This is a genomic window from Ruegeria sp. YTSA075, assembly GCF_059610245.1.
The window spans coordinates 24256-39330 of the sequence record NZ_JBXWNG010000018.1; the positions used below are offsets into that span (position 1 = coordinate 24256).

The 15075-nt window shown below is 59.1% G+C and carries 17 protein-coding genes; 12 read left to right on the top strand and 5 right to left on the bottom strand.

Translation table 11 applies throughout. The annotated features are described in order from the left end of the window. Window positions 1-102 precede the first annotated feature (102 nt). The 5 genes from AC2FGE_RS19490 to AC2FGE_RS19510 all read left to right on the top strand — a co-directional run bounded on the left by AC2FGE_RS19490 (window position 103) and on the right by AC2FGE_RS19510 (window position 5909). Window positions 103-1047 carry a tripartite tricarboxylate transporter substrate binding protein gene (locus AC2FGE_RS19490; RefSeq protein ID WP_496820960.1) on the top strand — a complete coding sequence of 315 codons (945 nt, stop codon included), beginning with the start codon at window positions 103-105 and terminating at the stop codon, window positions 1045-1047. 71 nt (window positions 1048-1118) lie between these two features. After that, complete coding sequence (locus AC2FGE_RS19495; protein ID WP_496820961.1) at window positions 1119-1658, top strand: tripartite tricarboxylate transporter TctB family protein; 540 nt, start codon at window positions 1119-1121, stop codon at window positions 1656-1658. 12 nt (window positions 1659-1670) lie between these two features. After that, window positions 1671-3188: a tripartite tricarboxylate transporter permease gene (locus tag AC2FGE_RS19500; RefSeq protein WP_496820962.1), complete on the top strand. Its 1518-nt coding sequence runs from the start codon at window positions 1671-1673 to the stop codon at window positions 3186-3188. Between the two features lie 4 nt (window positions 3189-3192). Further along, window positions 3193-4677: an aldehyde dehydrogenase family protein gene (locus AC2FGE_RS19505; RefSeq protein WP_496820963.1), complete on the top strand. Its 1485-nt coding sequence runs from the start codon at window positions 3193-3195 to the stop codon at window positions 4675-4677. Further along, window positions 4674-5909, top strand: coding sequence for a Tm-1-like ATP-binding domain-containing protein (locus tag AC2FGE_RS19510; RefSeq protein ID WP_496820964.1), 1236 nt, complete (start codon window positions 4674-4676; stop codon window positions 5907-5909). The genes AC2FGE_RS19505 and AC2FGE_RS19510 overlap by 4 nt, the downstream gene beginning before the upstream one ends. Here AC2FGE_RS19510 and hpaR read toward each other — a convergent pair. Continuing rightward, a complete protein-coding gene (gene hpaR, locus AC2FGE_RS19515; protein WP_496820966.1) occupies window positions 5906-6343 on the bottom strand; it encodes a homoprotocatechuate degradation operon regulator HpaR in 438 nt (145 codons plus the stop codon). The two genes, AC2FGE_RS19510 and hpaR, sit on opposite strands and share 4 nt — an antisense overlap. A gap of 88 nt (window positions 6344-6431) precedes the next feature. Between hpaR and AC2FGE_RS19520 the strand changes: the two genes are divergently transcribed. The 7 genes from AC2FGE_RS19520 to AC2FGE_RS19550 are packed head-to-tail and all read left to right on the top strand — an operon-like array spanning window position 6432 to window position 13274. Beyond that, complete coding sequence (locus AC2FGE_RS19520; RefSeq protein ID WP_496820967.1) at window positions 6432-6821, top strand: 5-carboxymethyl-2-hydroxymuconate Delta-isomerase; 390 nt, start codon at window positions 6432-6434, stop codon at window positions 6819-6821. Then, window positions 6818-8332: a 5-carboxymethyl-2-hydroxymuconate semialdehyde dehydrogenase gene (hpaE, locus tag AC2FGE_RS19525; protein ID WP_496820968.1), complete on the top strand. Its 1515-nt coding sequence runs from the start codon at window positions 6818-6820 to the stop codon at window positions 8330-8332. Before AC2FGE_RS19520 ends, hpaE begins: the two co-directional genes overlap by 4 nt. 34 nt (window positions 8333-8366) lie before the next feature. Further along, window positions 8367-9350 (top strand): 3,4-dihydroxyphenylacetate 2,3-dioxygenase, encoded by a 984-nt coding sequence (gene hpaD / locus AC2FGE_RS19530; protein ID WP_496820969.1) that lies wholly within the window; start codon window positions 8367-8369, stop codon window positions 9348-9350. Beyond that, the gene (locus AC2FGE_RS19535; protein WP_496820970.1) at window positions 9347-10810 is read left to right on the top strand and encodes an NAD-dependent succinate-semialdehyde dehydrogenase; all 1464 of its coding nucleotides are present in this window, start codon (window positions 9347-9349) and stop codon (window positions 10808-10810) included. Before hpaD ends, AC2FGE_RS19535 begins: the two co-directional genes overlap by 4 nt. A 24-nt stretch (window positions 10811-10834) precedes the next feature. Further along, the gene (locus AC2FGE_RS19540; RefSeq protein ID WP_496820971.1) at window positions 10835-11689 is read left to right on the top strand and encodes a fumarylacetoacetate hydrolase family protein; all 855 of its coding nucleotides are present in this window, start codon (window positions 10835-10837) and stop codon (window positions 11687-11689) included. Beyond that, window positions 11686-12486 (top strand): 2-oxo-hept-4-ene-1,7-dioate hydratase, encoded by an 801-nt coding sequence (gene hpaH / locus AC2FGE_RS19545; RefSeq protein ID WP_496820972.1) that lies wholly within the window; start codon window positions 11686-11688, stop codon window positions 12484-12486. The genes AC2FGE_RS19540 and hpaH overlap by 4 nt, the downstream gene beginning before the upstream one ends. Before the next feature lie 11 nt (window positions 12487-12497). Continuing rightward, window positions 12498-13274 carry an aldolase/citrate lyase family protein gene (locus AC2FGE_RS19550; RefSeq protein WP_496820973.1) on the top strand — a complete coding sequence of 259 codons (777 nt, stop codon included), beginning with the start codon at window positions 12498-12500 and terminating at the stop codon, window positions 13272-13274. 45 nt (window positions 13275-13319) lie between these two features. On the opposite strand, the gene AC2FGE_RS19555 is transcribed toward AC2FGE_RS19550, so the two are convergent. From AC2FGE_RS19555 to AC2FGE_RS19570, 4 genes are read right to left on the bottom strand one after another with little or no spacing between them, the layout of a single operon-like run. Further along, window positions 13320-13574, bottom strand: coding sequence for a hypothetical protein (locus AC2FGE_RS19555; RefSeq protein WP_496820974.1), 255 nt, complete (start codon window positions 13572-13574; stop codon window positions 13320-13322). Further along, window positions 13567-13845 (bottom strand): VirB3 family type IV secretion system protein, encoded by a 279-nt coding sequence (locus tag AC2FGE_RS19560; RefSeq protein WP_152460684.1) that lies wholly within the window; start codon window positions 13843-13845, stop codon window positions 13567-13569. The genes AC2FGE_RS19555 and AC2FGE_RS19560 overlap by 8 nt, the downstream gene beginning before the upstream one ends. Before the next feature lie 3 nt (window positions 13846-13848). Further along, window positions 13849-14130 carry a hypothetical protein gene (locus AC2FGE_RS19565; protein WP_496820975.1) on the bottom strand — a complete coding sequence of 94 codons (282 nt, stop codon included), beginning with the start codon at window positions 14128-14130 and terminating at the stop codon, window positions 13849-13851. Beyond that, window positions 14127-14798, bottom strand: coding sequence for a lytic transglycosylase domain-containing protein (locus tag AC2FGE_RS19570; protein ID WP_496820976.1), 672 nt, complete (start codon window positions 14796-14798; stop codon window positions 14127-14129). Before AC2FGE_RS19570 ends, AC2FGE_RS19565 begins: the two co-directional genes overlap by 4 nt. Window positions 14799-15075: the final 277 nt, after the last annotated feature.

The following is a 15075-nucleotide window of genomic DNA, read 5'->3' on the forward strand; positions in this document are numbered from 1 at the left end:
GATTGGCGGGAACAAAAAAAGTTTGACAGAAGATATTTAACAAGGCAACCTTTTTTCCATAACAACGGTTCGACATATGAACCGACTTACAGGGAGAATGAAATGTCCAAATTTTCGAAATCCGTGACGGCAATGGCGCTGGCCATGGCGGCTGTCGCAGGGGCCGCACAGGCTGAATATCCGGAAAAACCAGTGGAATTCGTCGTGCCGTGGCCTCCCGGCGATCTGGAAGACGTGCTGACACGCATGATCGCCGAGGACTTCTCGGAAGCCTACGGCGTGCCGACAGCTGTCGTGAACAAGCCCGGCGGCGGTGGTGGCCCCTTCCCAGGTGCAATCGAAGTGGCGAATGCGCCTGCTGACGGCTACACGGTTGGGTCGTTCATCATCGCAGTGCCCGTTGTCGGCCCTCAGATCGGCATTCCCGAGCTGAACCCTGACCCCTTTGTGCCGCTTGGCAATTTCCTGACATACCCCTTCGTGATCGCTGCAAGTGGTGATGCTGGCTATTCCACAATGGAAGAACTGGCGGCTCACGCTCAGGACAACGATGTGGTTCTGGGGCATTTCGGGGCACCGCTGGTGCCGACACAGGTGACCCTGGGCCTGGCCAAGGAAATGGGTTTCTCCTACGCCTCTGACGCGGCGTTTGATGCGCTGGATTGCAACACGCTGGCCTCCGGCGACGTAGACGTGATCAACACCACGCTGCAACTGATCCTGCCCTGCCTCGATGATGTGAACGTGCTGGCCTCTATCGGGTCCGAGCGGATTTCGCTGACACCTGATACGCCGACTGTGGCCGAACTGGCGCCAAGCCTTGATGTGTCCCTGTGGAACGGACTGTTTGTGCACGCCGACACACCGCAGGACGTTCAGGACAAGATCATCGCCGTCGCGCAAGAGACTGTCATGTCTGATCGCGCACAGGCGTTGGCCGCCGAAACCGGTGCGCTGGTCTACTGGCAGTCCGCTGACGAGGTGAAGGCGCAGATCGCGCAGGATATCGAGACCCTCGCCGGTATCGAAGCCATGTTGGCCGAGTAAGGTCTAAGAATTGGCCGGGCATCCCACAGAGTTGCCCGGCCGTATTTCATTTTGACATTCGGACATCGCTCATGTCGCGTGTGAAAACGCTCCAATCCTTGTTCAAGCGCTACCGCCGACCGGGTGACATTGTCTTCGCCTGGATCGCATTGGTGGTGTCTGTATTTCTTTTGTCGCAATTGATGGATCAGACCACTTGGAAAAACGGCGGGAAGCTGTTCGCTCAGCCACGGTTCTGGCCTGCGGTATCCTTGGGCGGCATGGTCCTCTTTGCGGCTTTCCACCTGCTGGGGTCTGCCCTGTCCGAACGTATTTACGGCCGCTGGCAAGAAGTTTGGCTGTGGATTTCATCGCTGGAATATGCGGGCTGGTTCATCGCTTATGCGCTGCTTGTGCCCTATGCAGGCTATCTCCCTTCAACGGTGCTTTTTGCTGTCGCGCTGGCGTTGAGGGCGGGCTACCGCAAGGTGTCAACACTTGGCATTTCGGCTGTCGCCGCCGTCGTGATCGTTTTGCTTTTCAAGACCTTCCTCAAGGTTAACCTGCCCTCGGGCCTGATCTACGAGAGCCTGCCCGACGGGCTGCGCCAGATCATGCTGACGTATTTCTAAAGGACCGCTCAGATGGAAAACCTCGTTGCCGGTCTTGAGATGCTCGCGCGTTGGGATGTGATGCTGGCGCTTCTGGTGGGGTCCATCGGGGGTGTAATCATCGGCGCAATTCCGGGCGTCGGCCCAGCTGTGGCGATTGCAATTTTGCTGCCTGCGACCTTCTCGCTCGACCCGATTGTAGGGCTAACGATGCTCTTGGGGATCTACGGCTCGTCCATGTACGGCGGCGCGATCCCGGCGGTTCTGATCAACACGCCCGGTACGGCGGTGAATGCTTTGACCTCCTATGATGGCTACCCGATGACCGAGCGGGGCGAGGCGCACCGCGCTGTGTCATTGGCCTATTCGGCATCCTTCTGGGGTGGCATCTTCGGCATTCTGTGCCTGATCCTGCTGTCACCCGTCCTGGCCCTGATCGCGCCCATGTTCGGCTCGCGCGAGATTTTCTTGGCTGCATTGCTGGGCATCATCCTCGTGATCCTTGCCCATCGGGGGCAAATCATGGCGGCGGGGTTGCTGGCGATGTTCGGGATATTCCTGCAAACCGTTGGCCTGGACGCAGTGACCTACACTCAGCGCTATACGTTTGGCTATTCCTTCCTGTCATCTGGGGTGAACCTGATTGTGGTGGTGCTGGGGCTGTTCGCCTTGTCCCAAGCCTTCTTCCTGCTGACCGCCCCCGACAACAGCCCCGATGCCAAACCCATCACAGGCCGCATGGGCGCAGGGATCAAAGAGCTGCTGGGCCATAAACGTGTGGCGACGGTCGCATCAGGGTTCGGAGTGATCCTTGGCATGATCCCCGGCACGGGCGAATTCACGGCGCAGTTCATGTCTTACACTTACGCGCAGAAGACATCCAAAGAGCCTGAAAACTTCGGCAAAGGGTCGCCCGAAGGGTTAATCGCATCCGAGGCCGCCAACAATGCCGTGCCCGCCGCCGCGATGATCCCGCTTTTGGCGCTGGGCATTCCGGGTGAGGCGCTGACGGCGATGATGCTGTCTGTTTTCTATGTCCACAACGTGATCCCCGGCCCGCAACTGTTCCAGAACAACATTGATCTGGTCTATGGCCTCTATTTTGCGCTGATCGCTTTGAACGTCATTGTGATGGTGTTCCTGCTGTTTTCAACGAACCTCCTGACCAGGATCATCCGCGTGCCGACACGGTTCCTTGGGGTGATGATCCTGCTGCTGTCTTTTGTGGGCGTCTATTCCCTGCGCAACTCGCTGACCGACTGCATGATCGCCGCTGGGTTCGGGGTGCTGGGCCTGATCCTCAAGCGGCTGAACCTGCCGATTGTGCCGATCATTCTGGGGATGGTGTTGGGCGGCATTATGGAGGTGAAGCTGCGCTCCGCCCTGCCGCGCTTGAAGACCCCTCTGGATGTGATCGACCGACCCATTGCGGCCATTCTGTTCTGTATGATCCTTCTGGTGCTGGCGCTGCATCTGCGCACCCTCATCAAAGAATGGCGCGCGCATCAGCCCGAAGACGATCACGACTTACACGATACCCAGACGAGATAGCCAGATGGACCAAACAAAGATCGACGCGCTCCGCGCCTTGCCTGTCCTTGCCTTCGATCACCTGATTGATGGAAAACATGTGCCTGCATCGGACGGCGGGCGGATGGACATTATCTCACCCATTGATGGCACGGGATTGACCACGACGGCTGCGGGGACGGCTGCGGACATGGAGGCAGCCATTGCCTCGGCCCGCGCGGCATTTGAGGATGGGCGCTGGTCGGGGCAACCGCCGGCCGCGCGCAAGAAGGTGCTGATGAAATGGGCCGATCTGATCGAGGCAAATGCCTTGGAACTGGCGGTTCTGGGTGTGCGCGACAACGGGACCGAGATCGGCATGGCCCTAAAGGCCGAGCCTGGGTCGGCGGCGGCCACAATTCGCTACTATGCCGAGGCGCTGGACAAGATTTACGGCGAAATCGCCCCGACTGCGGGCGACATTCTGGGCATGATCCACAAGGAACCTGTGGGCGTAGTCGGCGCAATCATCCCATGGAACTTCCCAATGATGATCGGCGCATGGAAGCTGGGGCCAGCCTTGGCAATGGGCAATTCCGTTGTTCTGAAACCTGCGGAAACTGCATCCCTATCCCTGATGCGGATGGCGGAACTGGCGCTTGAAGCGGGTCTACCACCCGGCGTGCTGAACGCCGTGACCGGCGAAGGCCGCGTGGTGGGTGAAACGCTTGGTCTTTCGATGGATGTGGACGTGTTGGTGTTCACGGGCTCAGGTGCCACAGGGCGGCGGCTGATGGAGTATTCGGCACGGTCCAACATGAAACGGGTCTATCTGGAACTGGGCGGCAAATCCCCCAATATTGTTTTCGCGGATGCGCCAAACCTTGATGAGGCCGCTAAGGTCGCAGCGGCTGGAATTTTCCGCAATGCAGGGCAAGTCTGCGTTGCAGGCTCGCGCCTGTTGGTCGAGGCGTCCATTCACGATGACTTTGTCACCGCAGTCGCCAAGGCCGCAGAGGCCATGCGCGTGGGTGACCCACTCAAGGTTGACACCCATATTGGCGCAATCAATTCCGAAGTGCAGTTGAAGGCGAACCTAGGCTTTGTCGAAACCGCTACCGCCGAGGGCGGACAGGTCGTCACCGGCGGCTCGCGCATACTAGAGGAGACCGGTGGCACCTACATGGCCCCGACAATTGTCACCGGCGTGACCCGCGATGCGACGTTGGCCCAGAAAGAAGTGTTCGGACCGGTTTTGGGCGTGACAGCGTTTCAGAATGAAGACGAGGCGATCTCGCTCGCCAATTCGACTGTTTACGGTCTGGCAGGGGCGGCATGGACGGCGAACCTAGGCCGCGCCCACCGCATGGTCCGCGCGGTACGCACGGGGGTCATGCACATCAACACCTATGGCGGAGCGGATGGCACTGTGCCGCTGGGAGGCGTGGGGCAGTCTGGCAATGGTGCTGACAAGTCCCTGCATGCCATCGAGAAATATGTGAACCTCAAGACCGCGTGGATCAAATTATGAGCGACACCAAAACAATTCTGGTCATCGGGACCTATGACACCAAAGATGATGAGTTGGGGTATCTCGCCGGCGTGATCCGCGATCAGGGCGGGCGGGTCGTGACCATGGATGTGTCGGTGCTCGGGGATCCATCCCAGCCCACGGACTACTCCAAACATGATGTGGCCGCCGAGGGCGGAAGCTCAATCCAGGCAGCCATCGACAGTGGCGATGAAAACCACGCGATGCAGATCATGGCCAAGGGTGCGAGCCTGTTGGCCGCGCGTTTACACGCCGAGGGCAAATATGACGGGATTATCGTGCTGGGCGGCACGATGGGCACCGATCTGGCGCTGGATGTGGCGTCTGCCCTTCCGCTTGGGGTGCCGAAGTACATCGTGTCCACAGTTTCGTTCTCTCCGTTGATCCCTGCCGAACGGCTGGCGGCTGATACACAAATGATCCTCTGGGCTGGCGGGCTCTATGGGCTCAATTCTGTGTGCAAGGCATCTCTGTCGCAGGCTGCGGGCGGGGTCCTGGGCGCGGCCAGAGCCGTGCAAAGGCCGGATCCCGACAAACCGCTGATCGGGATGACCTCGCTGGGCACCTCGGCTTTGAAATATGTGATCCCTCTGAAGCCTGCGCTGGAAGAGCGTGGATTTGAAGTGGCCGTGTTCCATGCGACTGGCATGGGCGGGCGCGCTTATGAAAGTCTCGCCGAGCAGGGGGCCTTTGCCTGTGTCTTTGACTTCTGCACGCAAGAATTGGGCAACCACGTACATGGCTCTAACATCTCGGCCGGGGCGGATCGTTTGACCAACGCCGGAGCCAGCGGGACGCCGCAAATCGTGGCGCCGGGATGCTATGACTTGGTGGACGTCGTTGGATGGCAACCCATCGACAGCAAATGGGATGCGCATATGAAACATGCGCACAACCGCTTGATCACCTCGATTGTCCTGCAAGCGGATGAAACCAAACGCGTCGCGCGCGCGCATTGCGAACAATTGGCAAAGGCCACAGCACCGACAGCATTGATCCTTCCGGAACACGGGCTGGGTGAGTGGGACCGCGAAGGCGCCGATTTGTATAACCCCGATGGTCTTTCCGCGTTTCTGGCCGAATTCGAAACGCATGTCCCTGACACCGTAGCGACCCACCGCCTACCTTGTCACATCAACGATGCGGCCTTCGCAGACAAGGCGCTCGAGATTTTAGACGGCTGGCGCGCCGATGGGACAATCAATGTCTAGGTCTGTGCCCCCGGGTCCAGCCGGGTCAGCAGATCGAGAAGGGTCTCATAGTCTTGGTCACCCAGCGTTTCCTTAAAACCCGCCACGATCATCGCCGCCTGCGGCGCATGGTCGTCGATGATTTTCTGACCCATGGCGGTGATTTCGATGAACTGTCGGCGTCGGTCTTTGTCATCACGGGTTTGAGTGACGAAGCCTTTGTCGCGTAAGGTCGCGGCGATCCGTGTCAAACTGGGAAACAACAGGCTCGATCGGTCCGCAAGGGTCTTGGTATCCATCCGGCCAAATTCGGCCAACACGCGCAACACGCGCCACTGCTGTTCTGTGATACCGGTCTCCGACAGCATTTCACGGATAGGGGACATCACCCCCTCGCGGGCGCGAATGAGTGCGATGGGGAGGGATCGGTTGGTTGGCGGGAACGATTTGGTCATGAAACCTGATGTGCTCTTACGGTGAAGTATTGACAACCACTATGTCCGCTACTTAACTTGGCAACAATTAACATGTTAAGGAAATGACATGCCGCACTTTCAGATCGATTATTCCGGCAACCTTGAGGATGTCGTGGATATGAGCGCGCTGTGCGAAGCGATCAGAGCGGCGGCGGCTGAGGTTGAGACCTTTCCAACCGCTGGTATCCGCGTGCGCGCCACCCGAGTGGATCACGTTGCGATGGCGGATGGAGATGCAAAGCACGGATTTATCGACCTAAGCGTGCGGCTGCGCGAAGGGCGGACGGATCAGGTCAAGCAACACGCCATCGCTTGCATCTTTGCCGCCCTCAAAGACTTCATGGCCCCTGCGATGGAAACACGGTCTATCGCCCTATCGGCCGAGATGCGCGACATTGATGCCGCGCTTTCACCCAAATTCGGAAACGTCCGCGACCATATGGAGGACAGCGCATGAGCGTTCTTGACGACAACAATGCAAAACTTGATGGCTATCTCGCGCGGTTCCGCGAGACCGGTATTCAGAACCGCATCGCGGGCGCGGATGCGGCAGGTTCAATGGGGGTGTTTCAAACCACCTCGCCGGTCGACATGTCGGTAATCTGCGATGTGGCCCATGGTGCTGCCGCCGACATTGATCAGGCCGCGAATGCGGCGCATGACGCCTTTGCCGCGTGGCGCGATATGCCTGCGGGCGAGCGCAAGAAGATCCTCATCCGTATTGCCGAAGGGATCGAAGTCCGCGCCGAAGAGATCGCACTGTGCGAATGCTGGGACACGGGCCAGGCCTATAAGTTCATGTCCAAGGCCGCCCTGCGTGGGGCCGAGAACTTCCGCTATTTCGCCGATCAGGTTGTGCAGGCGCGCGATGGTCAGCATCTGAAATCACCAACGTTGATGAACATCACCACCCGTGTGCCGATTGGGCCGGTAGGGGTCATCACCCCGTGGAACACACCGTTTATGCTGTCCACATGGAAGATTGCGCCAGCTTTGGCGGCAGGCTGTACGGTGGTTCACAAACCGGCCGAAGCCTCGCCGCTGACCGCCAGACTACTCGTGGAAATCGCTGAGGCTGCTGGCCTGCCGCCCGGCGTGCTGAACACCGTCAACGGCTTTGGCGAAGGTGCCGGTAAGGCGCTGTGCGAACATCCCAAGATCAAAGCCATCGCCTTTGTCGGCGAAAGCCGCACGGGCAGCCTGATCACCAAACAGGGGGCCGACACGCTCAAGCGGAACCACCTTGAACTGGGGGGCAAGAACCCGGTCATCGTGTTTGATGATGCAGATCTCGACCGCGCCCTCGATGCGGCGATCTTCATGATCTATTCAATCAACGGCGAGCGGTGCACGTCGTCCTCGCGGCTTTTGGTGCAGGATACCATCCGCGAGGAATTCGAAGCCAAGCTGATCGAACGGGTCAACAACATTCGCGTGGGTCACCCGCTGGACCCGGCAACGGAAATCGGCCCGCTTGTGACCGAAGAACATTTCAACAAAGTCACCAGCTATTTCGACATCGCCAAACAGGACGGCGCCACGGTTGCAGCCGGGGGCGAAGTTGTGGGCGATGAAGGGTACTTCGTCCGTCCCACCCTGTTCACCCAGGCCCACAACAAGATGCGCATCGCGCAGGAAGAGATCTTTGGCCCTGTTCTGACGTCAATCCGGTTTTCGACCGAAGAAGAGGCGCTGGAGATGGCCAATGACACCGCCTATGGCCTCACGGGTTATGTCTGGACCAACGATCTGACCCGCGCCTTGCGGTTTACCGACAAGCTGGAGGCAGGGATGATCTGGGTGAATTCCGAAAATGTCCGCCACCTGCCCACTCCATTTGGTGGCGTCAAAGCCAGCGGCATCGGCCGCGATGGCGGGGACTGGTCGTTCGAATTCTACATGGAACAAAAGCACATCGGCTTTGCCACCGGTCAGCATAAAATCACGAAACTGGGCGCGCTCAAGTAGCGACGCGATAGCGAATAGAAAAGGGAGCACTCTGATGCCCGTACCTGCGCCAAACCTATACCCCGATTTCAACACGATCCGGCTCAGCCACGTCTGCCTGAACGTCAAAGACCTCGCCGCATCGCGCAAGTTCTACACCGATATCCTTGGCCTGCAGGTCACCGACGAAAGCGAGAGCCACGTCTATCTGCGCGCCATGGAAGAACGGGGCCACCACTGCGTGATCCTGCAGAAGTCCGACCAGCCGGGCACGGTAGAAGTCATGGGTTTCAAGACCTTTGACGAGGCGGACCTCGACAAGGCGGAGACCTATTTCAAGTCCAAAGGCCGACCAACCGAGTGGGTCGAGCGCCCGTATCAGGGCCGCACGCTACTGACGTCAGACAACATGGGCATCCCGCTGGAATTTTATCACAAGATGGACCGGCTGGAGCCCATTCATCAAAAATACGCGCTCTATCGCGGGGTCAAACCGCTGCGGATCGACCATTTCAACTGCTTTAGCCACGATGTTGATGCGTCGGTCGATTTCTATTCCGACTTTGGCTTCCGTGTGACCGAATACACCGAAGATGAAGAGAGCAAAAAACTCTGGGCCGCATGGATGCACCGCAAAGGTGGCGTGCATGACATGGCCTTTACCAGTGGGACCGGCCCGCGCATGCACCATGTGGCGTTCTGGGTGCCAACGCCGCTGAACATCATCGACCTGCTGGACCTGATGGCGACGACTGGCTACGTGGACAATATCGAACGCGGCCCCGGACGGCATGGGATTTCCAATGCGTTCTTCCTCTATATCCTTGACCCCGATGGCCACCGGATTGAGATTTATTGCTCGGATTATCAGACGGTTGACCCCGATCTTGAGCCCATTAAGTGGGACCTCAAGGACCCCCAGCGCCAAACCCTCTGGGGCGCGGCTGCACCGGAAAGTTGGTTCAAGCACGGGACGCAGTTTGTGGGCGTCGACCTCAAGGATCCTGAATTGAACGCCAGCCCGATCATCGCGCCATGACCCTGACCTTAAAGAATCCGTCGCTGTTGCGGCAGGCCGCCCGTGTGGGCACCCGCTGGATCGCCGCAGACGGTCAAGGGGTCGCCGTCACCAACCCAGCCACCGGTGATGTGCTGGGCCATGTCCCCAAGTTGGGGCGGGTAGAGACGCAAGAGGCGATCGAAGCGGCCCAAACCGCCCAAGAGGCGTGGGCCGCGCGCACGGCAAAGGATCGAAGCGCGGTTCTGCGCCGTTGGTTCGATCTTATGATGGAAAACCAGTCTGATCTGGCCCAAATCCTGACGGCGGAACAAGGCAAACCCCTGGCCGAAGCGGCGGGGGAAATCGCATATGGCGCATCCTTTATCGAGTGGTTCGCCGAAGAAGCCCGGCGCGCCTATGGCGACATCACGCCCGGCCATGCGCCCGACAAACGGATCTTGTCGGTCAAGCAACCCATCGGCGTTGTCGCGGCGATCACGCCATGGAACTTCCCGAACGCCATGATCACGCGCAAGGCAGGACCCGCCTTTGCCGCCGGTTGCGCCATGGTGCTAAAGCCTGCGGGCCAAACGCCGTTTTCAGCGATTGCACTGGCGGTGCTGGCCGAAGAAGCAGGGTTGCCCGAAGGGTTGTTTTCGGTCCTGACCGGCTCTGCTCGCGAAATTGGGTCGGCCATGACCGACAGCCCCGTCGTGCGCAAACTGACCTTTACCGGGTCCACTGAGGTCGGCGCGCAGCTCTATGCCCAATGTGCGCCGACGATCAAGAAGCTCGGGCTCGAACTGGGCGGGAACGCACCCTTCATCGTGTTCGATGACGCCGACCTTGATGCGGCTGTCGAGGGTGCTGTGATCGCGAAATTCCGCAACAACGGGCAAACCTGTGTCTGTGCGAACAGAATTTACGTTCAATCGGGGACCTACAACGCTTTTGCAGACAAGCTGGCGGCCAAGGTCGCGGCTTTGCCCACGGGCAACGGATTTGACGAAGGCGTGATCTTTGGCCCGCTCATTGACGATGCAGCCGTGACCAAGGTGACGGACCACATCTCGGATGCGACAGCCAAAGGAGCCAAGGTGATCCATGGCGGCTCACCCCATGCCCTTGGCGGGACCTTCTTTGAGCCGACGATCCTTACAGATGTGACAGCCGACATGGCCGTCGCCACCGAAGAAACCTTTGGCCCGGTGGCCCCTCTGTTCCGGTTTGACACCGAAGCAGAGGTCATTGCCGCAGCCAATGACACCGAGTTCGGTTTGGCCTCTTACTTCTACAGCCGTGACCATGCGCGCGTCTGGCGCGTGTCCGAGGCGCTGGACTATGGCATGGTTGGCGTGAACACGGGTCCGATTTCAACCGCCGAGGCCCCGTTTGGCGGGGTCAAAATGTCCGGTCTGGGCCGCGAAGGATCGCGCCACGGGCTCGATGATTTCCTTGAACTGAAATACATCTGCATGGGTGGGATCGAGGACGCTTAAGCAATGGACTGGGAGGACCATCCGATGAAATTTGCAACATACACAAGCGGCGGAAAAACATTCTACGGCGCCGTTACCGAGGCTGGCATGATCGCCCTGAACGATGCCTTCGCTCAGTGGCCCACATTGTTTGACGCCGTGCAGGCCGGCGGCCTTGCTGACCTTGGCGCAGCGGCAGAGGGACAATCCGTCACCCACACCGATTTTCAATATGAGATGGTTTTACCCAATGCCCGCCGCATCCTGTGTGTGGGCGTGAACTTCCCGGACCGAAATGCGGAATACAAAGACGGGTCCGAGCAGCCGAAATACATGTCGCTCTTTCCGCGTTTTGCCAGCGGGTTCACAGGGCATGATTGCCCGCTGGTCCGCCCTCCGGAAAGCCCGCAGTTGGACTACGAAGGCGAGGTGGCCATTGTGATCGGTAAAGGCGGCCGCCGCATTGCGCAGGCCGATGCCTATGACCATATCGCGGCTCTGACGATCTGCAACGAAGGCACGATCCGTGACTGGGTCCGGCACGCGAAATTCAATGTTACCCAAGGCAAAAACTGGGACAATTCGGGGGCGATTGGCCCATGGCTTGTGCCCTTTACCGACGCGGCCCAGTTGGACGACGCCCGCATCATTACCCGCGTCAATGGCGAGGTGCGGCAAGACGATGTTCTGTCCCGCATGATGCACCCGATCCGGCGCGAGATTGAATACATCTCGACCTTCATGACGCTGCAGCCCGGCGATATCATCGTCACCGGCACGCCTACTGGGTCCGGCGCGCGACTGGACCCGCCGCAATTCCTGAAACCCGGCGACGTGGTCGAGGTTGAGGTGAACACCATCGGCACATTGCGCAATACGATTGAGGACGAGCAGCTATGACGCCCCAAGATCACGCCCAAGCCGCCGCCGACCTTTTGCAAGCCGAAGCGACTGGCGAACAGATCGGCCTGTTGACCAAGCGCCATCATGAGATGGGGATGGATGATGCCTATGCCGTGCAAAACGCCATCTACCGCGCCAAGCTGGACCAAGGGCGATCTGTGGTGGGGTGGAAAATCGGGCTTACGTCCAAGGCCATGCAATATGCGCTGAACATCGACATCCCGGACAGTGGCATCCTGTTCGACGACATGGTGTTTGACCATGGCGCGACGGTGCCCAAGGGGCGTTTCATCCAACCACGGATCGAGGCGGAAATCGCCTTTGTGATGAAATCACCCATCGGCGGCGCAGATGTGACCCGCGACGACGTGATTGCGGCGACAGACTATGTCGCGCCCTCCATCGAAATCCTCGACACGCGCATCCTGCGCATCGACCCTCAGACCAAGGCGACGCGCACTGTCTATGACACGATCAGCGACAATGCTGCCAATGCGGGGATCGTTCTGGGGCCAGAGCGTCATCCGATTGATGCCTTTGACCTGCGCTGGGTCGGCGCGATCACGTCCCGAAATGGCGAGGTTGAGGAAACCGGCCTAGGGGCAGGGGTGCTGAATGATCCGGTTGAAAGTGTTGTCTGGCTGGCCCGCCGTATGGCCCAATATGGCCAAAGTATTGAACCGGGTCAGATCATCCTGTCGGGCAGTTTCATTCGTCCGATAGAATGCCCATCAGGCGCCGAGATTCATGCTGACTTCGGCCCCTTCGGCACTGTTGATATCAGCTTTGCCTGAGAGGAGCACCAATGCCCGCACCGCATAATCCATTCAAAGCCGCCATCGCCAAAGGAGAGCTGCAACTGGGCTGCTGGCTTGGGCTGGCCGATCCTTACATTGCCGAAATCAGCGCAGGGGCCGGTTTTGATTGGCTGCTGATTGACGGTGAACATGCGCCCAATGATCTTCGGTCCATCACGGCGCAGCTGCAAGTGATCGCCGGACGCGGCAGCCATGCCATGGTGCGCCCACCCATCGGCGAGACGTGGATCATCAAACAACTGCTGGACGCAAGCGCCCAATCCCTGCTGATCCCCATGGTCGAAAGTGGCCCACAGGCGCAGGCGCTGGTCGATGCCGTCACCTATCCGCCCCACGGCGTGCGCGGTGTGGGGTCGGCCCTTGCCCGCGCCTCGGACTTTGCCGCGATTGGCGATTACCTGACCACAGCGCGAGAGCAGATTTGCCTGCTGGCACAGGTCGAAAACCAAAAGGGCATGGACGCTTTGGACGACATTCTGGCGGTCGAGGGGCTGGACGGTGTGTTCATCGGCCCATCCGATCTGGCCGCGGATATGGGATATATCGGCAAGCCCGGGCAGGCCGAGGTCAAAGCGAGGGTTCTGGACGCAATCCAGCGGATCGTCGCGGCGGGCAAGGCGGCGGGCATCCTGACGCTGGATAAAGAGTTACAGGCGCAATGCCGCGCCTTAGGCGCTACTTTCGTCGCGACGGAGATCGATGTGACGCTCTTCGCCCGCAATATGCGGACATCCGCGGCGGACGCGGCAAAGCGGCTCAAGTAGCCGAGCGACGTTTCGGGGAAAAGGCGGGGCTGATGCCCCGCTTTCCTAGTTTTGTTCGATCATGAAGTGGTCAAAAAACGCTGCCAGCTCTTCATGCTCCGTGATCGGCAGGATGTTCGCCACATGCTGATCCGGTCGCACCACCACCATAAGGCCACCGTTGCGTGTGGAAATGACCTCATCGTCCACGACATAGCCATACGGCAACATCTGAAAGAGGCTCATTTCATCCTTGCGCCAGCTCGGTTCGATCAACGAGCGGGCAAGGGTCCACAAATCCTGTGCAGCAGGCTTAGGCACTATAGTAATCTCCCCCATGATGCTGGCGGTTTTTGGTGCGCGGAGTTTTGGAAAGGGTTACGGACAGGACGCGGAAGAAAGCCGGTTCCCATTCGTAAAAGAGGCGAAGCCCGGTGTAGAAAACAAAACCCGCAATGATTGCTGGCGCTATCCCGAACATGAAGAACGACAGCATTGTCATCCCGAGGATCACCAGCAGATAGATCACGGGTAGGCCGCCCCATTCTGCGGGGCGGCTCAGGCCGCGAAAGACCGTATTGCGGCGCGGCATCAATCAGGCTCCGATGAACGTATCAGCGAGGCCGATAACAGCACCGACGACGATAGCGATTACAGGGCCTTTCAACGAACCCCAGCCGAACACGTAGGCGAGACAGCCCCAGATGAAGCCGACAGCGGCAAGGCTGACGCCAACGACCTTCGAGTCGGCCAGCGTTTCGTTGATGAAATCGCCAATGGCATCTTGCAGCCAGCCAGCGGAGGCCGGTGCAGCACTGACGACAATCAGAACCAGCGCGAAGAACGCGGTCTGTTGGATGAAGTGGGTTTTGTTCATGAGGAAGTGCTCACTTTGCTTAGGATGATCCGCACGTAGTTGCGGGTTTCGGTGAAGGGGGGGACGCCGCCATATTCGACGACGCGGTGAGGCCCGGCGTTGTAGGCGGCAAGCGCCAGCTTCCAGGTTCCGAACGCGTGGTACTGCGCCGCCAAATAGCGGGCACCACCGTCGAGATTTTCTGCGGGGTTCTTTGGGTTCACGCCCAGGTTTTTTGCCGTTCCCGGCATGAGCTGCGCGAAACCGATTGCACCCTTGGGCGACCGGGCATCAGCCCGATACCGGCTTTCCTGCCAGACCAGCGCCATGAAAAGCTCAGCCGGAATGTCATGCCGGTCTGCCGCTGCATGGATTTCTTTGACGATCCGCTCCTGCGACCAACCACCCGAGGCGTTGCGAGGTCGCGGTGCTTTACCCGCAATCTCGATCTTTGCTGTCCGCTTGGCCTTGGGTGCTTCGGGCTGTTCTTCAAGCGTGTATTCACGCATCCGGATCGGACGAACGACGCCATCAACGATTTCTGCCCGCGCACCGTTCAGAAACACACTGCCATCGGGCTCGTATTCGATGACCTGGGCGGTAACGCCGGTTCCGACGAGCGCAAACAAAGACCAAATGGCGTTGAGCTGGCGTCCGTTTTCAGTGAAGATTTTGGAAAAGCTGCTCACGAGTTCGCTCTCACAAATAGGTCAGCAAAATTTACATAATTACTATTATGTGGTTCGGTATTGGATCATCTGAGCAGCAAGAAATTGGATGCCGGGACACAGCACTGAGCCTTTCGCGGGCTTCGTAGGCAGCCAGCGTTCAGCTCGGATCAATCAGCCTGAAGGTCTGACCAAAGTGTAAAGCCTCGGAACCAGATTGGTCTGGCTCCGGGCCTGACGGCCCTTCGCATTGCTCAGAAAGCAATCATCCAACAGATCCGGCGGGGCGCAAGGCCCA